This window comes from Roseiconus nitratireducens (genome assembly GCF_008629675.1).
Lineage (GTDB): Bacteria > Planctomycetota > Planctomycetia > Pirellulales > Pirellulaceae > Stieleria > Stieleria nitratireducens.
The window spans coordinates 514,789-538,818 of sequence record NZ_VWOX01000004.1 but is presented as its reverse complement, the minus strand read 5'-3'; the positions used below and the strand labels follow the sequence as shown (position 1 = coordinate 538,818).

The 24,030-nt window shown below is 60.7% G+C and carries 21 protein-coding genes; 11 read left to right on the top strand and 10 right to left on the bottom strand.

The annotated features are described in order from the left end of the window. Positions 1 to 25: 25 nt before the first annotated feature. The 6 genes from FYK55_RS09840 (at position 26) to FYK55_RS09815 (ending at position 7,070) form a co-directional block, all read left to right on the top strand. On the top strand, positions 26 to 1,684 hold the full coding sequence (locus tag FYK55_RS09840; protein WP_150076214.1) for a response regulator: 1,659 nt from the start codon (positions 26 to 28) through the stop codon (positions 1,682 to 1,684). Beyond that, a complete protein-coding gene (locus FYK55_RS09835; protein ID WP_150076213.1) occupies positions 1,681 to 3,315 on the top strand; it encodes an FHA domain-containing protein in 1,635 nt (544 codons plus the stop codon). The genes FYK55_RS09840 and FYK55_RS09835 overlap by 4 nt, the downstream gene beginning before the upstream one ends. A 76-nt stretch (positions 3,316 to 3,391) precedes the next feature. Next, positions 3,392 to 4,273: a hypothetical protein gene (locus FYK55_RS09830; protein ID WP_150076212.1), complete on the top strand. Its 882-nt coding sequence runs from the start codon at positions 3,392 to 3,394 to the stop codon at positions 4,271 to 4,273. A 20-nt stretch (positions 4,274 to 4,293) separates the two neighbouring features. Continuing rightward, positions 4,294 to 5,367 carry a formylglycine-generating enzyme family protein gene (locus tag FYK55_RS09825; RefSeq protein ID WP_150076211.1) on the top strand — a complete coding sequence of 358 codons (1,074 nt, stop codon included), beginning with the start codon at positions 4,294 to 4,296 and terminating at the stop codon, positions 5,365 to 5,367. A gap of 17 nt (positions 5,368 to 5,384) precedes the next feature. Continuing rightward, positions 5,385 to 6,293 carry a TRAFAC clade GTPase domain-containing protein gene (locus FYK55_RS09820; protein ID WP_150076210.1) on the top strand — a complete coding sequence of 303 codons (909 nt, stop codon included), beginning with the start codon at positions 5,385 to 5,387 and terminating at the stop codon, positions 6,291 to 6,293. A 6-nt stretch (positions 6,294 to 6,299) separates the two neighbouring features. Then, positions 6,300 to 7,070 carry a GAP1-N2 domain-containing protein gene (locus FYK55_RS09815; RefSeq protein ID WP_150076209.1) on the top strand — a complete coding sequence of 257 codons (771 nt, stop codon included), beginning with the start codon at positions 6,300 to 6,302 and terminating at the stop codon, positions 7,068 to 7,070. 37 nt (positions 7,071 to 7,107) lie between these two features. Here FYK55_RS09815 and FYK55_RS09810 read toward each other — a convergent pair whose 3' ends face one another. The 6 genes from FYK55_RS09810 to FYK55_RS09785 form a co-directional block, all read right to left on the bottom strand. Then, entirely contained in the window at positions 7,108 to 8,451 is a 1,344-nt protein-coding gene (locus FYK55_RS09810; protein ID WP_150076208.1) for a S1C family serine protease, read from the bottom strand. Between the two features lie 241 nt (positions 8,452 to 8,692). Beyond that, complete coding sequence (locus tag FYK55_RS09805) at positions 8,693 to 10,012, bottom strand: tetratricopeptide repeat protein (RefSeq protein ID WP_235908559.1); 1,320 nt, start codon at positions 10,010 to 10,012, stop codon at positions 8,693 to 8,695. 241 nt (positions 10,013 to 10,253) lie between these two features. Further along, positions 10,254 to 10,817 (bottom strand): hypothetical protein, encoded by a 564-nt coding sequence (locus tag FYK55_RS09800; protein ID WP_150076207.1) that lies wholly within the window; start codon positions 10,815 to 10,817, stop codon positions 10,254 to 10,256. Positions 10,818 to 11,189: 372 nt separating this feature from the next. Continuing rightward, entirely contained in the window at positions 11,190 to 11,702 is a 513-nt protein-coding gene (locus tag FYK55_RS09795; RefSeq protein WP_150076206.1) for a hypothetical protein, read from the bottom strand. 349 nt (positions 11,703 to 12,051) lie between these two features. Further along, complete coding sequence (locus tag FYK55_RS09790) at positions 12,052 to 13,101, bottom strand: DMT family transporter (RefSeq protein WP_150076205.1); 1,050 nt, start codon at positions 13,099 to 13,101, stop codon at positions 12,052 to 12,054. A 130-nt stretch (positions 13,102 to 13,231) separates the two neighbouring features. Then, the gene (locus FYK55_RS09785) at positions 13,232 to 14,197 is read right to left on the bottom strand and encodes a PP2C family protein-serine/threonine phosphatase (RefSeq protein ID WP_150076204.1); all 966 of its coding nucleotides are present in this window, start codon (positions 14,195 to 14,197) and stop codon (positions 13,232 to 13,234) included. Positions 14,198 to 14,746: 549 nt separating this feature from the next. Here FYK55_RS09785 and FYK55_RS09780 point away from each other — a divergent pair. After that, a complete protein-coding gene (locus FYK55_RS09780; protein WP_150076203.1) occupies positions 14,747 to 15,256 on the top strand; it encodes an SET domain-containing protein in 510 nt (169 codons plus the stop codon). A gap of 118 nt (positions 15,257 to 15,374) precedes the next feature. Here FYK55_RS09780 and priA read toward each other — a convergent pair whose 3' ends face one another. Further along, positions 15,375 to 17,777 carry a replication restart helicase PriA gene (gene priA / locus FYK55_RS09775; protein WP_150076311.1) on the bottom strand — a complete coding sequence of 801 codons (2,403 nt, stop codon included), beginning with the start codon at positions 17,775 to 17,777 and terminating at the stop codon, positions 15,375 to 15,377. Between the two features lie 274 nt (positions 17,778 to 18,051). On the opposite strand from priA, the gene nadD reads away from it, so the two are divergent. Then, the gene (gene nadD / locus FYK55_RS09770) at positions 18,052 to 18,669 is read left to right on the top strand and encodes a nicotinate (nicotinamide) nucleotide adenylyltransferase (protein WP_150076202.1); all 618 of its coding nucleotides are present in this window, start codon (positions 18,052 to 18,054) and stop codon (positions 18,667 to 18,669) included. A gap of 32 nt (positions 18,670 to 18,701) precedes the next feature. Here the strand turns inward: nadD and FYK55_RS09765 are convergent, their stop codons facing one another. Then, positions 18,702 to 19,223 (bottom strand): NADPH-dependent FMN reductase, encoded by a 522-nt coding sequence (locus tag FYK55_RS09765; RefSeq protein WP_150076310.1) that lies wholly within the window; start codon positions 19,221 to 19,223, stop codon positions 18,702 to 18,704. A gap of 115 nt (positions 19,224 to 19,338) precedes the next feature. Beyond that, the gene (locus tag FYK55_RS09760) at positions 19,339 to 20,043 is read right to left on the bottom strand and encodes a hypothetical protein (protein WP_150076201.1); all 705 of its coding nucleotides are present in this window, start codon (positions 20,041 to 20,043) and stop codon (positions 19,339 to 19,341) included. A gap of 323 nt (positions 20,044 to 20,366) precedes the next feature. Between FYK55_RS09760 and FYK55_RS09755 the strand changes: the two genes are divergently transcribed. Next, a complete protein-coding gene (locus FYK55_RS09755; RefSeq protein WP_161604403.1) occupies positions 20,367 to 22,058 on the top strand; it encodes a transglutaminase-like domain-containing protein in 1,692 nt (563 codons plus the stop codon). A 64-nt stretch (positions 22,059 to 22,122) separates the two neighbouring features. On the opposite strand, the gene FYK55_RS09750 is transcribed toward FYK55_RS09755, so the two are convergent. Then, positions 22,123 to 22,590, bottom strand: coding sequence for a bis(5'-nucleosyl)-tetraphosphatase (locus FYK55_RS09750; protein WP_150076199.1), 468 nt, complete (start codon positions 22,588 to 22,590; stop codon positions 22,123 to 22,125). 82 nt (positions 22,591 to 22,672) lie between these two features. Here FYK55_RS09750 and FYK55_RS09745 point away from each other — a divergent pair, with 82 nt between their 5' ends. Then, positions 22,673 to 23,236 (top strand): cob(I)yrinic acid a,c-diamide adenosyltransferase, encoded by a 564-nt coding sequence (locus FYK55_RS09745; RefSeq protein WP_150076198.1) that lies wholly within the window; start codon positions 22,673 to 22,675, stop codon positions 23,234 to 23,236. A 159-nt stretch (positions 23,237 to 23,395) separates the two neighbouring features. Continuing rightward, positions 23,396 to 23,734, top strand: a complete 339-nt coding sequence (locus FYK55_RS09740) for a P-II family nitrogen regulator (protein ID WP_150076197.1) — start codon at positions 23,396 to 23,398, stop codon at positions 23,732 to 23,734. Positions 23,735 to 24,030: the final 296 nt, after the last annotated feature.

The following is a 24,030-nucleotide window of genomic DNA, read 5'->3' as shown; positions in this document are numbered from 1 at the left end:
AGCAGTTCCCGAGGAATCCGTTCCCATGGCCGAGAAAAAAGTCCTTGTCATTGATGACAGTGCGACGATTCGAAAATTGGTCGATTCGCACCTCAGCCCCGCCGGCTACGCCGTGACATTGGCTCCCACCGCCGAGGATGGGTTGCAATTGGCCGAAGAGATTCGACCGGACTTGATCTTGCTCGATCACCAGTTGCCTGGGACGACCGGATTCGAAGTTTGCCGCCAGCTGGCCGCTTCCTCGACTCTGCAGTCGATTCCGGTGGTCGTCAGTTCGACGTTGCGAAAGAAGGCCTACGTGGAGTACGCCGACCTGGACAATGTCGTTGACATGCTGCCCAAGCCGTACACCGAAGACCTATTGCGGACGACCGTCGAAAATGCGATCGAAACGGCGGCGATGATCGTCGAATCACAAAGCAAGGGATCCGCCGTTCCCGAGACGATCGGCGAAACGGTTGAGCCAGACCTGGCGGGACGCTTTGACGTGTTTTGCCTGCGGGAGGTGATCGACTTTTTGAACAATGGGCACAAGCAAGGGGTGCTGGAAGTCGAAGCGGAGCGACTGCGATTGTGGATTTATCTCGATCGGGGGCGCGTGCAAGGGATCAGCGCCACCGGATTGGCAACCGAGGAGACGCAGCTGATCGTGAAGCGGCTGCCCGAGTCGTTGCAAAGCCTGGCTGAAGTTTTGCGGCTGACGATCGCCGGACGGGGGACCGCTGAATTCGAAGGCTTTGTCCAGCTGATGGACAAACGCGTGCTCGATCCCCGCTTGACCGCCAAACTGTTGCGATTCCAAGCCGCGATGCTGATCGGATTGGCCATGGAACGCAAATTGAAAGGCTATCAGTTCCGCGCGACCGCCAAGTTCCCCTCGCTGCAACGCGATCTGCCACTGGAAGTCAGTCTGATGAGTCTGATGGTCGAGCATGCGATGCATCGCGACCTGAGCGAACTGCCCGACGATGAACCGTCGTTGCGCTATGTCCGACGGGCGATTCGTGGACAGAACCTGGACCGTGCCGGCTTGTCAGCCAAGCACATGAAAATCATGAACCTGCTGGGCGAGCCTCGGTCCATCGATGAGTTGCAGAAGCGGCTCGGATGGGAGCGAGAAGAGCTGCGTCGTGTTCTGTCCGGATTCACCTCCGCGGACATCTTGGAAATTCAGCGTGATGAGAGCGAAGGAAAGTTCATCGCCTACGAGACCAATACGGTCGCAGCGGCGCAACTTCGCAACGGCTTGAAGCAAAACGCCGGCAAGTTTGTCGGCAAGGTGGTTCGAGATGCTCTGACGTTGCAATTGCTGGTCAAAAGAATGGGCCCCGACGCGGTTTTCTTTGCCGTCGATACGCCGCAGAGCTGTGAAGCGATTCGGGAGGCTTACCTGTCGGCGAAAGAAGCCTTTGGCGATTGTCGCAAGCTGGTCCTGGCGCCCGCAAAAGTCGTCGAAGACGCCAATGTGCCCTGGCACAAGCTGTTGGGATTTGTGCCCGATCGATTGCTGCAGTCGCCCTACGGGTGTGACACGTTGATCGAAACGATGCAGGTTCTGGACGAAATCCCCGTCGCCCCCGAAGCGACCGAACCGGCTGAGGACGATGACGAAAACGGAGCCGGAGTTGCGCCTGTGCTGGACGACTCCATCACCGACCAAGCTGCCACGGAGACCCATTCATGAGTCAATCCGCCAACGCGGTGGCCCACCGCTACGTTCTGAGCCTGCCACGTCAGAGCGCTTCGCCGATCGAGTATCCACTGGAGAACGGTCGCAGCGTGTTCCTTGGACGCGGTGATTCCTGTGGCATCCAATTGAAAGGTGACGATGTCCAGGAAATCCATTGCCTGCTGGATGTCGACCGCCATGTTCCGTCGATCCAGGATTGGGCGTCGGATATCGGGACCAAAGTGAATGGCCACGCCATCGAAGACAAAACAATCCTGAAGGTCGGGGATCGGATCGAGCTCGGTTCGGTCACCTTGTTCCTGGAAAGCAAAGGGACCGTGACCAGTGATCTGGATTCCGGGAACGCCGCCCGCGGCCATCGCGGCAAGCGGTCCGGCCGTCCGGAAGAATCGTCCGAGCAGGAAGAGTCCATTGGGATGGAACACCTGGGGGTGGACGGTGATTCGCGATCCCAGATTCGTTCGGAACCTGCGGGATTTCATCAAACACCGACCGAACGTTTGGCCGAAACGATTTCCCAGGCATCCCGCGAAAAGGAAGATCGGCTCGAAGCCTCCTCGGATGACGTCGCGGATGTCGGCAACGACTTCGATGCCGATTTCGACGACGTCGACGACGATGATCTGGAAGAATCGTTGGCGGCACTCCTCGCGACCGACGCCGTGGAAGCCGAGGATGTGACCGACAACGGAGGCTCAAACGTTTCCGACGATGACGACTGGGATCCGTCGCTGATGGACGATCAACAGGTCGACCCCGAGATTCTGGAATTGCTCAAAAGCGAAATCGAAGACCTTCGCATCCAGCTTGCCGAACGCGACGAGCAGCTTGCCGAGTTGGCCGCGATGGGCGAATCGCCCGCAGCCGAAGTGGCCGCACCCGGAGCGCAGGGAGACGCCGTCGACGAAGAGTTTGGCGGAGGCGAGTTGGTCCAGCGCGTCGACGGTCTGTTGGCGGAACTGGCCGAGCATGACGATCGCGTCGCGATGCTTCAGGAGTTGCTGCAAACCGCCGAAATCCAAAATCAGTCCGAGCAGGAAGAGCGGCATTGCCTGGAAACCTGGGTCGGAGAAATCGAACAGCGGATGGCAGAACGCGAGTCGGAGTGGCAAGCCGAACAGGATACGTTGCGGAGCCAGCTGGAAGAGATCACCGAGGATCGTGATCGCATTCAGCGACAACTGCACGCCGCCGCAAAACGGTACGGCAAGGCAGCGATCGGTGAGGAGTCTTCCGACGAACCGCTGACAAAACTGCAACAGCAAAACGCCGAGTTGCGGGAAGCACTGGAGAAGGCTCGCAAGCAGATCAGTGGTCTGAAACGTCAGCTGGAACGCGTTGACGCCGAAGAACCCGAGTCGCTCCAGCAGGAGCGTGCGGCGCTCGCCAAAGAAAAAGCGGATGTGTCGCGGCTTCGTTTCCAGCTGTCCAAGCAACTGCAGGACGTCGGCGCGGCCTGCGGACCCAAAGCTCAACCGGATCGCGAGTTCGCCCACAAGCTTCAAACGTTGCGGGAACACCTCCGCGAGATCCACGAAGAGGAGAAAATTGAACGCGAGCGGAAGGAAGATTCGCTGCTCGGTCGTATTTCCAGTCTGTGGAAGCGTGTCGACGAAGAGTATTGAGACCCAACGAATTTAGCGGGCGTGCCGTCGGGGCACTCATCGTCCGCGAACATGAATCGTCCACCTCCGATTTCAAATGACCGATCCAACCGATTTCCCAATCTCATCGACGACGGGTTCGCACCCGACCGATGGGGCGCAAATGGCGTTCGGCCCGAGCGACAATCGCGATCCACATCGCGACGCGCCGGCTTCGCGTCCGCATCCCCCGGATTCCGGTCTGGGGCAGGGCGAATCGATGCGGGAAATCATCGGTGACGTGGAACAGTTCACTCGTGGATGGATCGGACGCATCCGCGACCTGCTGCAACGCTCGTCCCAGCTGATCGAGCGGGAACGGCTGCTGGCCGGAGCGATCGCACGATTGGATCGGCAGCAGTCCGAATGGTCCAAGCGGACTCAAGCCAAGGAGGCGACCCTGGAGGACCAATCCAAATTGCTGACCGAAGCCTGGCTGTCGGTTGAATCAGAACGTCGCAGGACCATTCAGGGAAACAAAGCGGCCGCGGCCGGCGCTTCGGCGGTCGTTTCCCCCACCATCCCGGCGCAGACCGAGACCTCCCAGTCCGAGCCCGCCAACGGGGTGTCGCCACCAGCGGCGGAAACCAAGGAGCCAACGGCTCCCGCTGCCAGCACGCCCGATTCGCCGGCGGTAACGACCGACCAGAAAGACTTTCAGGCTGATCCGGCAGCCCGGTCTCCCGTGCCTCCGCCCAACGGAGCCACGGCACCGGTCGCGTCGCAAACGCCGCTGCCCAATCGAGTCACCGCGACCCAGGTCAACGTCGCCGACACCTTTACCAGACAACGCCCCGTCCAGTGTTCCGGCGATGCCGGATCGACTTCGGCGACGGGGCAGAACTGCACCGATCCCGAAAGGATGGAAGCGATCACGCGAGAACGCATCGAGCGTTTCCGGCGGATGCAGCGTGCCATCCGATCAAGCCGAAACAAGTAACGTTTTTCGTGGAGACTCTTGTGCCATTCGCCAATTTCTTCAGCCGACCCTTCGCCGCGTTTCGCGCCGGGCTGACCGGAACGAAGTCGGAGACGTCGTCGATCAGCCCGCCGACGTTGGACTACCCCGAAGCCCCACCGGACATCCGCATGATGATTCGGGCACGGCAGTATGCAAAGATTGTGGCGCCCCGAGACGGCACCAAGTTCGATGAGGACTCGTTGCGGTTTGCGTGGAAAGCAATCGACCACGACATGGCCTATGTGCCCGGGGGCACCGTCTTGTTGCGCGGCGAGTATGCGACCACGGTTGAGGACGACCTGGTCCTGGTTCCGCAGACAATCGGGGAATGCGATGTCGAATCCGTCTACCTGGACCGCTGGTGCGTCACCAACGCCGATTATCTGAGTTTTATCGAGGCCGGCGGGTACGATGATGTCAACCTGTGGCCCGAACACATCCTGGAATCGGTGCTGCAGTTTGTCGATCAGACCATGCAGCCCGGTCCGGCCAATTGGGTCAACGGAATGCCGCCCAAAGGATCCGCCGCCCATCCCGTCGTGGGAATCTCCTGGTACGAGGCAAACGCGTACGCCCAGTGGGTCGGAAAACGTTTGCCGACCAGCGCCGAGTGGCAGCGGGCGGGGACGTGGGGCAGGACCAGCAGTGACACTCGAACGGAATCCCGGTATCCCTGGGGCAGCTCCTTCGATCCGCGTCACGCCAACACCTGGGCTTCCGGAACTCACCAGACGACTTCGATCCACGAGTTTCTAAGCGGCAATACGCCCAACGGCGTTCGGCAACTGATCGGCAATGTTTGGGAGTGGATGAATACGCAATACCTGTTGGCCGCAACGGATGAAATCTGTGTGTTGACCAACGATCCGATGGCCGAAATCCGCGGAGGGGCGTTCGATACCTATTTCCATTCTCACGCGACTTGCCAAAGCCGTAGTGCGCAAACACTCTCGGCCCGAAAGTCCAACATCGGTTTCCGATGTTGCCTCTCAGCCGACCAGCTTGCTGTTCCAGGCGAGACCGAGATGACCGAGGCGGTCGATGGAACCTCACCCGACCAACCCCTTTCCTGAGTTTCCTCGAAAACACCATGGCTGCTACAGAAACCTACAAGTCCGCGGTCGACCGGCCGGAAGCGTTGCATTGCATTTGTTGCGACGCGTCCATGACGGATTCAGACAGTTATTGCCACGAATGTCACACCCCGGCTGAAATCACGCGATCGGTTGCCAATCGGGGAGCCAACCCGCACTTCATTTCAGTCGTCGGCCCCAGCAACGCGGGGAAAACGGTCTTCCTGGGACTATTGCTGGACATGCTGTGCGGCGGCGCCCGGAACCTGAAGGGGGTTCCCAACGGAGCCTTTTCCATCGGTCTCCAGGAGCAGGTGGTTTCGGCACTTGAGGAGCGTCGCTTCCCCAAGAAAACCCCCAACGAATCGGACCTTTGGAAGTGGCTGCACTGCGTCGTCACGGACTCCTCCGGCCGACGCGCCAAACAGGTCGATTTCGTCGCTCCCGATTTCGCCGGCGAGGCAATCGCGATGGAGTTGGAGCAACCGGGGACTTATCCCGCGGTCAGTCACATCATTGAACGCTCGGCAGCGTTTCTGCTGTTGTGCGATTCAATTGAAGTTCGCGACAACGGAGCACGCGAAGATCTGTTCGCCATGAAATTGGGATCGTACATTCGCCAGCAACAGCAGCTGGGGGAAATCACCAAGTCGCGCGATCTGACACCGGCGATTGCTGTGGTCTTTACCAAGTCGGACACCTGCGCCGAGGCGGCCGCCGATCCGAATCGCTTCATGGCCAACAACATGCCGCGGTTCATGGATTACTGCCAGAACAATTTCCCGCGGCACGCCGTGTTCAGTGCCAGCGTGGTCGGAGCTTCGGCGATGCTTTCCAATGACGTCGGAGCACTCGCACGTGTGCCGTTCCATATCCAGCCGCGCGGCGTGATCGAACCGCTGCATTGGGCCATTCAAAACAGCTGATGCGCGATGGATGTCGGTCAAATCACCTACGGTTCCGTCAAACGCAGCCGGATGAAGGGCTATCAGATCATCGGCAAGTCGTCGACGATCGATTCCAACCTGGCAGGATCCTTCTGCAAATGGGCTCCCTCACACGATTCGTTGGAAGTCGCCGAGGGGCAATCGCCACAAGATGCCTGGGCACTTTCTTTTTTTCCATTGGTCAATGACCACTTCGCCGTGGCACGGACGGTTCACGGGGGACCTGAATACAGCGGCCGCGGTGGATTATCCGTGGTGACCAGCGCGTTGATTTTTTCACGCGAGCAAATGGAATCCTACCAGTACGATGCGATCGCGATTGCGCGAACCGCATTGACACTGGGCAGTCTGATTCTGCCGATCGGAAAAGAGGAATCACTGCCAGAAGTGACCTTGCCGGGAAAGCTGCTTCCGCTGCCGGCGCCTCGCAGCGATTTCATCGATTCGACACCCGCGATGCTGCCAGCGCACGCCGTCAATTGGGTCGCCCGCGAAGCATCCTCCATGCTTCGCGATGACCAGAAGGTGATGATCTGCGGTCGCTGTGACCCGTTGCCAATCCTGACGCTGCTGATCGATCAGCTGAAACCGGAGGAACGGGCGGAGGTGAGTTTTGCTTGCGGTCTGCGCAGTTCCAGTCGACGCGACTTTCAAGTCCAATTCACGCACCAGGCTTTGCAGCCGCGATCGGAAAAGGAACTGTCTCGATCGGGTATTTGCCCGATCGATCTGCGTCGCGTCCTGGTCGCAACCTGAGTGGTCGCCGGAGAAGGAACTGGCAGGTCACGCGGCATCACGGTTCGTCATCGAGCTTTTTGTTCAGCCGTTCCAATTGTCGTTGCAGCTGTTTCAACGTTTCCTCGACATCGGGTGCTTGTCCCGGAGCGTCCAGACCGGGACCAAGCGGCAGGGGGAACTGCCGAAACAGCTCTTCTATTTGTTGACGGTCCATTGGGCCGCCATCACCCCAGCGACGGTTCGGCCCCAGCGGCGCCCCCTGGGCTCCCGGCCATGGCAACGCTCCACCGGGGCCAAGCAAGTCGCGACCAGATCCTGTTGAGGCGAGGTGTTGCTGGGGATGTTCCTGAAGTTCGACCGGCACCTCCAGCGTTTCGCCTCCCCGATTCAGAGTCAGTCGGAGGGTGTCGCCGGCACGTGCTTCGGCGACGGCCGCAACGACTTCGGCTGCCGAAGTGACTTCGGTATCGTTGACCTTCTGCACCAGGTCTCCCGATTTCAGCCCGGCCTTTGACGCAGCGGAGTCTTCACTGATTTCCATCACCAGGGTGCCGCCCCCCTCGAATTGGATTCCGATCAGACCGCGCCGCAGATCCTGTGGGTTCTCGGACCGCGCGGTTTCGACCAACCGCATCACGTCGCGGGCGCGGACGAAAACCGTTTGCGACTGGCGACCCGGAACCAGCACGCCGACGACGATTCCGGACGAGTCCAGAACCGGCGCGCCCACCGCCAGTGGTCGGCTTCCAAAGTCGATCTCGGGCGTAAAGCCGATGCCGGAACCGCTGGCAATCGGTCGGGTCGCGACCATTCCCGAATCCGCCCGCACGTGTTGGTCTTCCACGGACAGAGACACGACGGGCATGCCGGGTTCGGTTTCTGCCGTGCCGACGACCAGCCCTGGAAGGAACCCGTCCTTGACGCGGATCGCCGCCAAACCCGTGACGAAATCCTGGGCCAGGACGGTGCCCGTGGTGGATTCCCCGCGTGTGTTGGTGACCGAGACGGTGTCGGCCGGCCCGCCCAGGTAAGCGACGACGACGTCATTGTCCACGGCGAATGCGGTGCTGGAGATCTCTCTTGGCGGGACCGCTTCCAACTCCGGACGGTCCATCAGTTGGCCGTCATTGAGCTCAAAAAGTTCGATCCGCGGTCGACCCGGTTGGTCGTCTTCCGGGGCGGCTTCAGGCTGACGATCCTGCGGAGGTTGGGCCTGGGGAGCTCGGGCCTGGGGAGCTCGGGCGTTGGCGGGAATCGGAGAGGCGGTCACGGTCACCAGGGAAGCCTCCCCGGTGCGAACCGCTTCACGAAAATCGACGGCCGATTGGCCGTGAACGTGCTGCTGGGAGATCTCGCTGGCCAGAAATGCTAGCGCAAGACCGTACAGAATGGGTTTCATGGGTGTCTCCTTGGAAAAGCCGCTGCGTCCGGAAAGGCGCGACAAACGCGTGTTTGCCACAACCTTATCCAATACGTTCCCAAGCAGAGATCGATCACACAAATCGATTTTTTCTGTCCTCGTGCCCGGCGGCGTGATGGACCGTCACCCTCGCAGTGCGACGGCGGTACGGTCCGCCTGGCCGGGCTTCTGGCCCGTTGCCCGATTGCTCGGGACAGTTGGCAATCAGGACAGTTGCCAATCAGGGCATCTGGAAATTAGGCGGAAGCGAAAACGCATCCTTCGGGGGTGCGGAAGCGTCAGCCGCCGGTTCGGTGGCCGTTTCCGGCGTGGCTGCGGCCGGATTCGTACCGCTCGAAGCACTTGGCTTCTTGAACGATGCGTTGCCAAATGTGGCGTCGCCGTCGTCGGCCGAGGCCGGTTGGACCAGACTGTCAAATCCCGGGACATTCGCCCCCGGAGTGAAGCCGCTGGCGGTCACATTCTGCGGCGCCGACGCCGGATTGGTGTTGCCGGCGGCCGCATCGGCGGCGAACTGATTGGTCGTCGCGGCATTGGTCGGTGCCGCACCTTTCTGTGAAGCCTTGGCGGCTTGAGCGATTGCGGTACCGGGTTCGATGCCGGCCGCGGTATCGATCTGAGCGAGCAGCTCTCGCGAGCGTTCCACGGCACGCTTGGTTGCCGCGTCGGTTTCCGCCTGGCCGTTGTAGGACAGGGCCTGGTTCAGGTGCCGTGTCGCGTCCGTCTTTTGGCCGTGTTTGTAATGCAGGTACGCCATGTTGAAGTGGGCGACGGCCGGCTTGTTGTTCTTTGCCAGAACTTCCAACGCGCCGGTCTGATCACCGGACTCAAACTTCACGCTGGCCAGGTTGTTGGCGTAGCGTGAAGAATTCGGCGTCAGACGCAATGCCTGGCTGAGCGCACCCACCGCGGCGGAATGGTTGCCCAATTTGCTGAGCGTCAGGCCCAAGTCGTTGTACAGCCCCGCGTCATTGGGTTTTTGCTCGATCGCTTTGCCAAAGTACTCGGCCGCTTTGGCGTGGTTGTTTTGGCGAAAGTGAAGTCGGGCGATGTTGGACAGGGCCGCCGGATCGTTGGGGCGCTTCTCGAGTGCCTTGGCGTAGCTTTCCATCGCCTTTTCAAAGTTGCCCGTCGACTCCCACAACCGTCCGTTGGCCACGAACACTTCGGGGGAGACTTCGGCTTTGTGCGCCAGACTCACCGGGTCGGTTTCGTCACCGGGGACGGCGTCCGGCGCCGACGGAGTGTCTTTGCCGAACCAGCCCGCAACGGTGTCGCGAGATTTGGTGACGGCGTTTTTGGTGCCGCTGGCCAGTGAGGTCCCGACATTCTTGGGGCCGTCCATCCAGCTGGTCGGTTCGGGGCCGAACGAAGGCATCGAGTCCGACTTTGCGAACGGATTCAACGAGGCGACACGAGACCCCGCCGAACTGGAGCACCCGGTGGTCACGCCAACCGAGCCAACCAGCAGCGTCATGGCGAGGGCGGACGCAAGTCGGTTTCTTGCCTGAGTGCGGGTCGGTTTTGCTTGGACAGTCACGTCTGAGGTTCTCCCGTGACAATCGAGTCAACGTTTTGGGCGGAGCCGTGGATACGACGGTCAGTCCAGTCGCATCGATTGTAGGAATCGACCGTTTGGCTGGCGGACTTCAATTCGGTCACGCGGGGTGGCCCGATTCGACAAAAAAAAGCGGTTTCCCCGAAGGAAAACCGCTTTCATGAAGATATGATTTCGCGGACTGCCGCACCAGACCCCCGAGCAGTCGGGGTCTCGGAAGCCGTTATCGCGTCGCCGACGCGGTTCCGGCCGCGCTGGTGCCCGGCAGTTTCGGTGAGGGCAGCTGTTGCAACCAGGTCCGGTTGATTTGCGTCGCCCAGTTGCCCGGCGCTGTCGGGGGTTCGCGGTCGATGATCGCGATTTCCGGAGCCGGGCCTCGGATGTTGAACCGATCCAAAGCTTCCTTGACCGAGGCGATTCGGGCGTCGGTTTGGTCCGGGGTACGACCGCGGAGCACGAACACTTGGCGACGATTCGGCGGAGCCTGCGTTGCGATCCAACGCAGACGCTCCTGACCGGCGGTCAACAACGCACCATCGCTGTTGCGGAATTGCTCGGCGCCGATGGTGTTGTGCAGCCGCCAGCCGTTGACTTTCATCGTTTCGAACGGGGTGATGACGGCCATCGCGTCCATTTCGTTGAACGGATCGGGCCAGGCGTTGTTTCGATGGTAGCCGACGCCGACTTTATGCCAGAAATCATGCCAGCCGGCTTGAACCGAAGTGGTGGTGATCGACATCAATGCGATGGCGATCAGCAAATGTCGATAAGTAATAGAGCATCGCATTGTAAGGCAGTTCCTTCCGCCGCTGAGGAGGGGGCAAGAGTTGACCGGCGTACCACGCCGGGTCATCGAGGTGGTCTGGAGGTTGGATTGGCTCCGTACGCCATGAGTGGTGATCGGCACAATGCGACACCGGTCTTTGCCACTCTGGCGTGACGCCGCATAACCCGCACAACTTTACGAATTCGCGCCCGAAAAGAGATCGGCGTTCCCATCCGAAAACGGGAACGCCGGTCGTTAAGAAGTTGCCTTGTCTCGGCCGCACGCCCGTTTCGGGTCGGCAGCAGAGTGGCGTTGGCGAAGCGTCGGGACGTCACCGTCCGGGCAACCTGGATCGCTGCCGTTGCGGAGTGGGAATCGACACCGAGGACGCGATCAGGCCGCGTCTTTCTTCTTCTTGCCTTTTCCCTTGCCGCCGTTGGGGCCTTTGCCCACCAGACGTTTCGGGAGTTTTGATTTCTGGTCGTCAGTGAGCAGGGCCACCGAGTCTTTGAGCAGCTTTTGACGCACCGCGTTCAGTTTTTGAAACGCGGCTGCTTGAGCCTCATTCAGGCCCGCCTTCTCATTGATCGCTTTGACTAACTCATCGCCCTTTTTCTCGCTGTCCTTCAGTGCTTTTGCAGCTTCGGTACGCTGTTTCATCAGTTTCGGGGTCAAGCCAGCGTCTTCCCGAATGGACTTCATTTCGGCCATCGCTTCCTTGGCCATCGACTGGATTTTCGACTTTTGCTGCTCGGTCAGCTCAACGTCCTTCAGTTGCCGCGTTACCAAAGCGGCTGGCGTGTTGCGCCCCGCCTGTTTTCCCTTCTTCTTCGCAGCCGGCTCTTGGGCGTTGGCAACGGTGCAAATGGTCATTGCCAGGGCCAGACAAACGACATTCAGTTTCATGTTCGCTTTTCTCATTCTTGGGGAGGAAATCCACGGTGCGAGCGATGGTGGGCGATTGCAGGTTCAACCCCTGCGAATCTTCCGACATGCATTCATTCCGGAGGCCGGCCTGCGCTCAGGGCCGCGGACAGGATTGATAGCCATTAAACCACCGGGGGCGGCAGCGGTGTCGAAAGATGGGGCGATTATTCCGTAAGAATCGTCGAATGCGCCGCCGGTTGCCGCAACCACTGTCAGCCGCCGCTATCCCGCAGCCTCCGCGGGGGGGCTCGACGGTGACGCGGCACTGGGCTTCGCGGTGCCCGCCGACTGACAAGGGGTCGTTGGGAAGAGCCTCGGAACCCTCGGGTCAGTCGGTGATCACGACCGAGGCCCGGGTGCGGCGCGTCAGGATCACCAGGCCGACGAAGGTCAAGGTGATCCCCAACAGCAGCTGAACCGTTACCGGTTCGGAGAACAGGACCACGCCGGCGATCGCCGCCAGCGCGACTTGCGAGGCATTGATCAGGTTGACGGCAACCACCGGCAAGCGTCGCAGGGCGGCGGTGAGAGCGACGAATGCCAGAAAATTGAACACGCCGGCTGACGCCATCACCAGCCACTGACGCGACGGGGTTGCTGAAATGGTCGAGGATCCCAGGACCAGGAAGCTGTAGGACCACAGGCTGGTGACTCCGACCAGCCCGCTGATGAACATGGTGGTGCTCGCACGCATGCCGGTTTGCAATGTCTGACGTAACATCACGCCGAACAGGGCGTACGCGATTCCCGACGTCGCTGCCCACAGCGAGCCGACGATGACCCGGACCGCGGCGGAAACGGGTTCCCGGGTGTCCACCGAGGCAGCGCTGACTTGCCGGTCGGTTTCCAAGGTGTGTCCGATCCCGTCATTCTCGACGCCGTTGTCGTTTGACGCCGAACGCTCCAAAGCTTCCGGGCCGCAATGGGGGACGGATAGCACCACGACCGCCACGATCAACAGGACCATCGCGATGACTTTCTGTCGGCCGACCGGTTCCCCTAGCAACATGGCTCCCAGCAGCGCACCGCCGACAATCAACACGCCCAACGTGATTGGAACCGACGCGGCAAGTCCGATGTGTCCGAGCGCTTTTTGAAAGGCGGCATTGCCGAAGAACTGGGCTCCGAACGACGCCGCGATGAATGTCGGCATTCGGCGGCGGTTGATGTGCAGGGTGCTGCCGCGGAAGGACATCCAGCCCAGCAGCGGTCCCAGCACCAGCACGGTGGGAGTCGCTTTGACGGCTGAAACCAGATAGGCATCGATCGCGACGCAATCTCGCAGTGCGATGTTGGCCAAGGTGTACAGCACGGCCGCGGCCATCCCGCAAAACGGGCCAAACCATTCGGCCGGCGAAGTGGGCGAATCACGCTCCAACGAAAACTCGGATCGGGGCTGCTCGGGACTGGACGATACGTTCGGTTGAAGTCGCGCTGACCCACCGAGTCACGTGCACTGCTTGGCGAGATCACAGCTTGGCGAGATCACAGCTTGGTGGTGTGGACGGCTATGCCGGTTCGGTGTCCGACCCCAACCCGTCCAGTCCTTCCAGCGGACCGAGGTACGTTTCCGAACAGGCCGGGTCCGACTGGATCGGATGCTCCGGCTTGGGACGCGGACGGCTGGCCTTGGGGTGGCTGACCACGACGGTGATGTTGTCTTCGCCGCCGCTTTCGTTGGCGTGGTGGACCAGCTGCCGACACAGCACGGATGCGTCCGGTTCGCCGTCCACCATCTCGGCCAACGCGACTTCGTCAAGGTACCGGTACAGCCCATCGCTGCAAAGCACCACCGAATCCCCATGCTGCAGGTCCACGCGATGGACTTCGGCCAGCAACTCGCGTTCGCTGTGTCCACCCAGCACGTTCCAGAGCACGTTGCTCCAGCGGCTGGTCGCTTCTTCTTCGGGTTTCATCCCGCCGGCCTCGACCATTTGGCGGGCCAAGGTGTGGTCGGTCGTCACCTGCTTGGCGACGCCCCCGCGGATCAGATAGCAGCGGCTGTCGCCGACGTGAACGACGTACATCGTCGGCCAATGGATGTAAGCCATCGTCAGGGTGGTTCCCATGCCGGCGTTCTCAAGGTGTTCCTGTGATTCCGCCAGGATCCGGCCGTGGGCGTCGCGTAGCAGGTTCTGCAAGGCGTTGATGAAGTCCGCTTCGGAGTCGGTGTCGGATTGGAAAAACCAGTGCACGCTATTGAGCAACCGACCGACCAAATGCTGCAGCGCCAAACTGCTCGCTTTCTCCCCGGCCGCGTGTCCTCCCATGCCGTCGGCGACCAACAGCACTTGTCCCTGCATCCCTCCGAAAAATCGTCCGGCATTGATATCCGGCAAGCTGGATGCCGACACCAACATTGACTTGCTCAACTCGGCGATCAGGAATTGATCTTGATTGATCGATCGCCTCTTACCAATGTCGGTCGTGCCGAAAGTATCCGACTGCGTAAACTCGAATTCAGAATCTGTCATCCGCGAAGGCTCGGAAGTCGTTGAAAGGCAGTCGGTCGCTTGAGTTGGGACGGCGATGATTAACCGGACAGCGCCACTTTGCGTGAGCCGCGAGGCGCTAGCCGCGGATTTTCTCGCCTCAACCGGCGGCTAGCGCCTCGCCGCTGATTGCACCGCAAATCAAGGTGCTTTTTGATTGAAAGTGGCGCTGTCCAGTTAAGCAGCGACGCGTCAGATTGTAGCGGTTTTGGAAAGTGGTCCGTCGGAATTCCGTCAGCGTTTTCGGCCTGATTCTTTGCCGTTGCGTTTGCGTACCGGAGTGGATGATGCCGACGAGCGACCGCGCAAGAAAAGGTCGATCGGGGATGCTTCCGTTGGTACACGGGATTTGGTATCAATCTCCGTCGCGCGTTGCAACGTGCGCATGCCGATGCTTATGCATGGCTTGTGCATCGGTTGCAGGACTTGTGCGGTGCACGGTAGGCACGCTCGTGGGTACGAAGGCGGAACAGGTCCACGGGCCGCCGTCATGCTTCGCGGCCATTGGTTTCATGTTGTGATTGGGTGAAGATGGAACTTTCAAAGAAACGGCGCAGGAAGCTGCAGTCCGCCATCGACTTGGATTACGGATACCGACGCTACGAGGATCGTGACGTGTACGTCCTCGACCGCGGCGGCAAGGTCGGCTGTGGCGTGTTTGCGGCCCGTCAGTTTTTTCCAGGCGAACTGTTGTTTGAGATCACCGGCCAATTGATCTCGGCGAAGTCTTACGACGGTTCCACCTACGCGATGCACTTGGACGACGATTGGTACCTGGAGCCTTCCATTCCGGGCGCGTTCGTCAATCACTCTTGCAGCCCCAATTGTGACTTGCTGCAGATCACCGACGTTACCAACGGGTTGATCGCAACTTGCAACATTGAAGCCGGAACCGAGGTGTGTTTCGACTATCAATGGGAAGCGCAGTGGTGGATTCCGCGTTGTCGCTGCGGGGCCCGCAACTGTCGCGGTTGGGTCGTCGCCGAGAATGAAATCAAGAAGATGAAACGCATCGCCGAGCGGAAGAAGAAGGCTCGCTGATCCGTCCCCTTGGGATGCTGGCCTCACACGTATGCGAGAATGTTGCGCGAGTGAGGTTTGCGTGACCGAGTGGCAGCGGGTGTCCGCCGTGGCCGGCGTGTCTGCCGTGGCCGGGGGGTCAAAGCATGTCCATCGGGTCGATGTCGACGACGTATTGCACGTCATCTTTGTCCGGTATCTTGAACGTTTCGGTCGCTTTGCGGATCGTCGCGCCCAGTTGAATCGGGTCCAGGGACTGAAGCAGCAGGTGGAATCGGTATTTGCCGCGGAGCTTTGGAATCGGCGGCGGTGCGGGCCCCAGGATTCGGACTTCGGCTCCCAGTCGTTCCCGCGCGGCTTCCAAACGGGAGAGCATGGATTCCGCGATCGCTTCGGTGACGTTCTCTGCCGTGCCGCGGAGGATGATCCGCGCGACCGACCCCAGCGGCGGGTAGTTGAACTTCTGACGGTTGGCCAATTCGGCTTCGGCGAATTGTTCGTAGTCGTGACGGGAGGCGGCTTGGATTGCCATGTGCTCGGGCGAAAAGGTTTGCACGATCACTCGCCCTCCACGGTCTCCACGACCCGTTCGACCGGCCACTTGGGTGACCAATTGGAAGGTTCGTTCGCCGGCACGAAAATCGGGGAAGTGCAGGGCACTGTCGGCGTTGATCACGCCGACCAGCAACACGTTGGGAAAGTCCAGCCCCTTGGCGATCATCTGGGTCCCCAGCAACAGGTCCACCTCGCCGCTGCGAAATGCTGACAGGACTTTTTGGTGTGAACCGGGACGTCGCATCGTATCACTGTCCATCCGCGCCACGCGGGCGTTCGGAAACCGGGCCTTGACCTCGATCTCCAACTTCTGCGTCCCCAGGCCTCCGTAGCGGATTCCGTCGAACCGACATTCGGGACACCACGGCGGCGTGGCGATCGTGTAGTCGCAGTAGTGACAAACCGCTTTGCCGCCGTCCCGGTGGTGGGTCAGCGGCATTTCGCAGTCGGGGCAAGCGACGACGTGACCGCAGGAGGGACATTGGATCGTCGTGGCAAATCCGCGACGGTTCAGCAACAGAATGACCTGTCCTTTTTCTCGCAACGTTTCGTTGACGGCCAAGTGCAGCTGTCGGCTGATCGCCCCGCCTCGCGTCCGCTCCTCCTTCAGTCGGAGGTCCACCAGTTGCACGTGGGGCATCGGACGCTGGCCGACCCGGTGGGGCATCGAGATCAATTCGGCGAGCCCGGAGCGGGTCGCGTACCAGGATTCCAACGATGGTGTGGCGCTGCCCAAAACCAGCGGAATCTGCAGGGACTGCGCCCTGGCAAAGGCCACTTTGCGGGCGTGGTAGCGGGGCTGCGTATCCTGCTTGAACGATCCGTCGTGCTCCTCGTCCAGGATGATCAGTCCCAGGCGCGGAAGCGGGGCAAACACGGCGCTCCTCGGGCCGACCACCACCTGGACTTCACCGCGCCGTATCCGCTGCCACTGGTAGTGTCGTTCGGCTGGAGTCATCTGGCTGTGCAGCACGGCGACCGAATCAAAGCGGCGTTCAAACCGGCCTCGGGTCTGCGGCGTCAGGCTGATTTCCGGCACCAGGACGATCGCGGCGCGCCCGAATCGGACGACGTGTTCAATGGCTCGGATGTAAACTTCGGTCTTGCCGCTGCCGGTCACGCCGTGAAGCAGCAGCGTCTTTGCCTGCTGGGAATCCAGCGCCGCCATGATTCTGCGCAGCGCCTCGGCCTGATCTGCCGTCGGCGGGTGGGATTGGGCGGTCTCGCCGTCACCGCTTTGCCAACGGGTCGGCATGCCGGCGGTCATTTCGCGGCGGGACTCTTCTTGGACCAGTCCTTTTTTTCGCAGCGCACTGATGGGCGCGGCGGTGCATTCGGCGTGGACCATCAACTGCGCGGCGGTCATCGGTCGCCCGGAGGCAATCAGCAATCGCAGTGCTTTTTGTTGCTTGGGCGGCAACCGGTCCACGACCGATTCATCTTCGGTCGCCGGGGCGGGCGTCAGGTAAGTCCTTTCACGGGTTCCGGCGTTGGCGCGGACGCTGGACGGAATCAGGGCGTCAAAGACCTGACCGGCCGGAGACTGGTAGTAGTGGCTCATCCACATCACCAGACGAACAAGCGGCGGATCACACAGCGGTTCGTCGTCCAGCACCTCCGCGATCTCGCTGAGTGCCCGACCGCTGGAATTTCCGATGCTGGTTTCAATGCACCATCCCAGCGTGGGACGCTTTCGGCGAGCCAGCGGAACGTGGACCCGCATGCCCGGCCGCAGCAGACCCCGCATCGGGTCCGGAATCCGATAATCGTAGGGGCCGTAAGGCGCGTCACTGAGCACGACTTTGGCGACCGCGACATCTTCTTCGGCTGCGATTTCCCACGGCGGCGGATCCGTGTCGAATAACTGTTTCTGTGTTGCGCCCTCGTTGTCCGACCCGTCGGAAGCACTTGAAGGCGACTCCAGGAAGCCCGGCGCCGAAAGGCTGCCGGAAATCTCGGGTTCCTCAGGTGGCAAGGCGGACGGCATGATGGCGGGGGCGAGCGGGATCATCGGATAAGAGTCTTCACCGGTCAGCATAAGGGATTCTTCCAGATTCTTGGATGTCCATCGTTGCAACTTGCGTCCATCAACAGGGGGGCGACCCAGCCGCTTGCTGTCTGCCAAGTCCTATGTCGCGTCTCGGGACGCCGCGTGGTGGCGGGTCGACAGAATCGAATTCAGCCCTACGATCGTCGTCCTGGTGACACCACTGGTCACGCGGCCTGCTCGGCCCGGGATCCAGCATCCATGGAGACAGGCGATGAGAATCGGAATCTTTGGCGGGTCGTTCGATCCCGTGCATCTGGGACACCTGTGGATCGGCGAAGCCGCGACCGAACAATTGAAGCTTGACCAGTTGCGGTGGGTCCCGTCGGCAACGCAGCCGCTGAAGCCGGTCGGACCGGTCGCTTCCGATCAGGATCGGCTGCAGATGTTGCGTTTGGCAATCGCCGGCCGGCAGGGGCACGTCGTTGACGATTCCGAGATTCGACGTCGCGGTGTCAGCTACACCGTCGACACGGTGCAGCAATTGAAAGACGAGGTTTCGGGCGGGGACTGGTTTTTAATCATCGGCAGCGACTCCTTGGCATCCATGCCCCGCTGGCACCAACCGGCCCGTCTGTTGTCGAAGGTCACGTTGGCCGTCGTTCAACGTGGGGGCGAGGAAGCCGTCGATTTTGCGGTGATCGAAGGCTTGGTGCCGCCGAGTCGCGTCGATCGGTTCCGATCGCACGTGATCAAGATGCCGTTGATCGAAATCTCCAGCAGCGACATCCGTCACCGGGTAGGGCAGGGCAGAAGCATTCGGCATCTGGTCCCTCGCGCGGTCGAAGCCTACATCGCGGCTGAGGGTCTGTATCGCGGCGTCGCCGGTTGACCCCGAATGCGTCGCGGCGAGCAATGCCCGAGTCAGTCGCGCAGCGCGTCGGCCAGCCGCAAGGATTCGTCCACCAGCAGGTCCACACGCGACTGGATGTTTTCGTCAGCCAGTTGGCTGCCTTCGAAAGATTCGCCGGTCGCGTAGACAAATCGGGGCACAATGTAGCAGCGAAAGTCCAGCATCAGGCTGTTGGCCAAGCCCATCGCGCTCATGTAGCTTCCCGAACCGCCGGCGGCCAACATCAACGCCACGACCTTTCCGGTCCACTTTTTGCCGGTCAATTCGACCGCATTCTTGATGGCGGCATTGACGTCGTAGTTGTACACGGGCGAAGCCACGAAGATCGCCTCGGCTTGGTGGATCAAATTCCCCAGCTCGATCACATTGGGGTCGCCGTAAGCTTGCGCGCCGTCGCAGAACGGCAGCGGTGTTTGCGCCAGATCGAACCATTCCGGTTCGCGTCCCAGCGATTGCAACTTTTCGAAGCACGCGTTGGCAAGAATACGACTTCGGCTGCCGGGATTCAGGCTGGCACTGAGGACCAAGATCATGGCGAACAATCGGCGGGCGGAATGATTCGGGAACCGTCCCGCGATGGTATGCGACATCGCGTTGCGCGTCCACGACGCCCATCGCTGTCGTGCCAGCGACGTTTCAGCGGGGAGATCAGCAGCAGCCGCTCAGGTCTTCGCTGTCCATTCCCAAGCGGTGCTTGAGTTTGTTGAAACGATCGAAGAAGGCTTCGCTACTGCTGTGAACGTGTTCGGCTTCGGTGATGAAGCGGATCCCTTCGTCGGGATACACGTCCGAGGCGATCAGGGTCCGTTCAAACTGTTCCAGCGGACGCCCGTACATGATCAACAGTTTGTGTTCATCCAATTGGACTTCCTGGCGTCGGGACGGATTGATCACCGCGATACCGGTGCAGCCGTCGTTGAGCAGCAGGTCTTCGTGGTCCAACAGGATACTCTTCAGTACCGGCACATCGATGTGTTCCCGATACAGGTCCTGGTGGTGACCAGAGAAGTGATGGCTGGTTTCCAGCACCACATCGACGACCGGTCCCAGCCGGTCGATCAGATCCAAAAACAGATCCATGATCCGATGACGGGTGGTGGCCGCCATGATCACCGGGGTCCGCGTCTGCGAGGAATCGTCGACGTATTCGTCAAATCGGAAACCCTGCCGTGGGACCACCTGCAAGTCGTAGGAGGGGCGGATCGCTCCGGTCAGCTCGAAAGCGCCGTAACAATCAATCCCCATGTGGGTCTGCAGCTCTTCTTCGGTCAACGCTTCAAAGCTTCCGGGGGTGAATGTCGATCCGGATTCTTCGGCCGTATTGCTGCGAAGGATGCGTTTCAAAAAGCCCATGTCAGGCGGTCCGATCTATATCGCGGGGGAACTAGCATGAATGTCTCGATCAGAAACGACGCGGTTGACCGCATCGATCTACAGCCAACGCTAGGTCACGTGAATGCGAGGGCGCATCGATTCGTTAAGCCGGAAATCCGGCCCGATCGAAATCTTTCGAGCACGTTCGCTTCAGCCCCACCGATCGCCAAAACCCCTACAAATGGACTCCTTCGGGTGAGTGAGCGACGTTGTGCAAAATCAACGCGATGACCGAATCGCAACATGTCGCGATATACTCCTGTGGCCTTCTCGCTTCAGCCTCCCATCCCCTTTGTGATCACGTGCCCGACCTGCTTGCCTTTCTGACCCCGCGTCGGTCTTGGCCTGTGCTGTTGGTTCTGTTGGTGGCCGGTTGCGACGGGCTGCTGCCGCCGCGACCGCCAATTGCCGGTCGACGGCAAGCCGAATCGGCGGAGGACGCTCCGCGGCTGGACGCCAATTTCGAATCGGCACCGTCGGCCAGTCCCCAGCCTTTCGGAGGCGATTGGGAAGCCTGGTACGTGCACCGCATTGGGGAGCAGGTCGTTGGTCTCTCACACGTGTCAGCCGCGACGGTCCCCGTGACGAAGCTCAGCGGGGATGGCGCGGACGACCCGCAAGAGGTTCGCTTTGAAAGAACGCAGCGGCTGTTGATGAGGACCGGTCGCGTCCAATTCAATCGACTGGTTCGGTCGGTCAGCGTGGAAACCGCCGCGGGCGCTCTGAAACGATTCGAGACCGAAACCCAGACAGGACCGCTGCGGACCGTCGTCTCCGGGACCGTGCGCGGATCATCGGTGCAGCTGAAAGTGACCGGAGAGGATGCTCCGCAACCTGCCACGCTGGAATCGTCCGCGAATCCTCGTGGCGAATTTGCGGTCGAACAAGCACTTCGCCGGAACCAGCTCTCCAAGAACCAGAGTCTGCGGTTTCAAGTCGTGCTGCCGACTTCGAGACAGCTTGGATCGGTCGTTCTGACCTCGCGGGGCCAGGCTTCGATTCCGATGTTGGACGGAACCTTTCAAGTTCACGACGAATTCGATGTGCAAACGATCGATGCGGAGGGAACCGTGGTGGACCAATGGATCGCCTGGGTCGATTCCCAAGGAAGCCTGGTCCGAACGCTTCGCCCGGCCCTCCGGCTGGAGTCTCTGCAGGTCGATCGGGCGACCGCGGAAGCACTGTTTGGCGATCACGGCGTCCAGGACGTTCATTTGGTCGTTTCGGGAGATTTGGAATTCAACCGCCGGCCCAAACAACTGGCGTTTTTGCTTCCGGCCTCGGACGATTCAAAGGAAGCATCGGATGAATCCAGACAAGAACCGCGACCGAACCCATCGGCGTCGATGGCCGGGATGCAATTGCCGACGGCTCCACTGCAGTCGCTGCGTGAAGCCCCGGGCGGGCTGCAAATCTTGGTTGCCGACGACGCCCCACCGGCAGGGTTCAGCGAGTATCAGGCCGAACCGTTACCGGCCGATCGAGCGGCAACCGCGCTGATCGATCTGGAACATCCCAAGGTGCAATCGGCGGCGGCCCGGTTCAGCTCTCTTCCCAGCGAAGTTCGAGTCGCCGAGATTGCCCAGTATGTCAAGAACTCGCTTTCGATCGCAGCGCAGCAGCCGGCACGCCCCGCTTCGGCGGTCCTGCAGTCCGGCCGGGGCGGCGAGCTGGACCATGCCGTCGTGTTGGCGTCTCTGCTGCGCAAGAATGAAGTGCCTGCTCGCATCGCCTTCGGGGTCGCTTTGCCGATCCAGCGAGATCCGTCCTCCGGATCCGGCCCGCTGATGATGAAACTTCGCCCTTGGGTCACTGCCTTCGTCGATGGTCGCTGGGTGGTTCTGGATGCCTTGACGGCAAGGCGGAACCCGGTTGATCGTCTCTGTCTGACGATTTGCGAGGGAGATGCCGATGTCCAGGCGAGTTGGATGGACGTTTTTCGCCGCCTTCCGGAGTATCGGATTCGTTTAATGGGCGCGCGCTACCAAGACTGAGGTGAATGCCAATTCACCTGACGGCCGGTGGGCGACACATCCATCCATTGACCCGGCTCCAGGGTCAGGACGATTCGAGATGCCGCCGGACCGCGTCCAAAAGGGGATCGATCGTCTGTTCCTGAATCTGGTGGGGCGGGGACCAGTCGAACCATTGAAACGACAAATGCTCGGTCAGGTCCGGCGTGACGGGGTCATCGATTTTGCCCAGCAGATAGACGACCTGTTTTCGAAACGGCTGATTGTCGCGTTTCTTGTATCGCACGGGATAAACCAGCTGAAAACAGAAGTCGGGATCGATCTCGATATCCTGGCCCGAAATACCGGTTTCTTCTTCGGTTTCCCGGAGGGCCGTTTCGACCACCGATTCGCCGGGTTCGCTGTGACCTTTGGGCAGGTCCCAGCGGTCGACGTGGCGCATCAGCAGAAATTGATTGGGCCGGCGACGCGTCATGATCAGAATGCCGGCGGCACGCTTTGCGGTCGGCCCCTCATCCAGGGCGGGCCAGTCATGCGGCAGGGAATTATTCATTGGGCGGACTTGTCGCGTGTGCGAATCGTTCTAAAAACACTTGGAGGTCGGTCACATCCTTCAATTGACATGGTAGCGGACGATGAAGATTTACACCCGGACCGGGGATGCCGGAAGCACGGGACTTTTCGGGGGCCCCCGAGTTTCCAAGGATGATGCCCGCATCGAAGCGTACGGGACCGTCGATGAATTGAATGCCGCGTTGGGCTGCGTCCGCTCGGTCGGCGCCGCCGCGGGCGTCGATCCAGCACTGGATGGCCAAATCGAGCAGATTCAGCGTGAATTGTTTTCGATCGGGGCGGAACTGGCCACGCCCGATCCGGACGCCCACGAGCTGCGGATCATCCAAACCCGCCACGTGGCTCGCCTGGAGAAGTGGATCGATGATCATGAACAGGGGCTGGAGCCGCTCAAACAGTTCATCCTGCCCGGCGGGACGCACGCCTCGTCGATTCTGCATTTGGCACGGGCGATTTGCCGTCGCGCCGAGCGACGGGTGGTGACGCTGGCCGACCGGGACGGCGTGGAGATCTCCGACGCCGTCATCGTGTATCTCAATCGGCTCAGCGACTACCTTTTCGTGCTCAGTCGTGAAGTGAATTCCCAGGCCGGGCTGCCGGACGTCCCCTGGCAGCGTCCGGAATGACCCCGCGGCCAACCGCCGATCGCGTCCGGACACCCGCTGGAACGCTTGAATGAGGTCCGTGTACAATACGGCCTCCGCGAGCCTTCCGGATTCGGGCCGGCGGCATTGACACCATCATCAACGGACTGAAATTCGAGTCGCATCCTTCGAGGCAATGACGTGAAAAAAGTTGAAGGCATCGTTCGGCACTTCAAATTGGAAGATGTCAAAAATGCGCTGACTGAGCAGGGAATCCATGGGATGACGGTCAGCGAAGTTCGCGGCTTCGGACGCCAGAAAGGCCATACCGAGATCTATCGAGGAACCGAGTACGCGATCGATTTCGTTCCGAAGGTGAAGATTGAGGTGATTTGCACCGACGAGAATCTGCAGACGGTCATCGACACCATTCTGCAAACCGCTCAAACCGGGCAGATCGGTGACGGGAAGATTTTCGTCACCAACTTGGAAGATTCGATTCGGATCCGCACCGGCGAACGCGGCGAAGAGGCGCTTTAGTTTAGAGGGTCCTCGTTCGTCACGGTGTCCTCGAATCTTGACGGACCGCCGCGACGGTTGTGCCTCCCGCCCGCATGCGGCGGGTCGGGTCTGGGGCGAGTCGGGGTTGCGGCGGAGACCCCGGTCCGACGCCGAACGTTTCCTACCAAAGCCGCCAACGAGTTTCCGCGTGCGGGCGCGGCGCCGCGACGCCCGGCGCTTTTCAAATCCCGCTCCGTCGCCTTCCACGGTCGAACGGCGTGCCGGATCAAAACTGCCCAGCCTCCCACCAGAGGTGATTTGTAGCTGGACGCTCT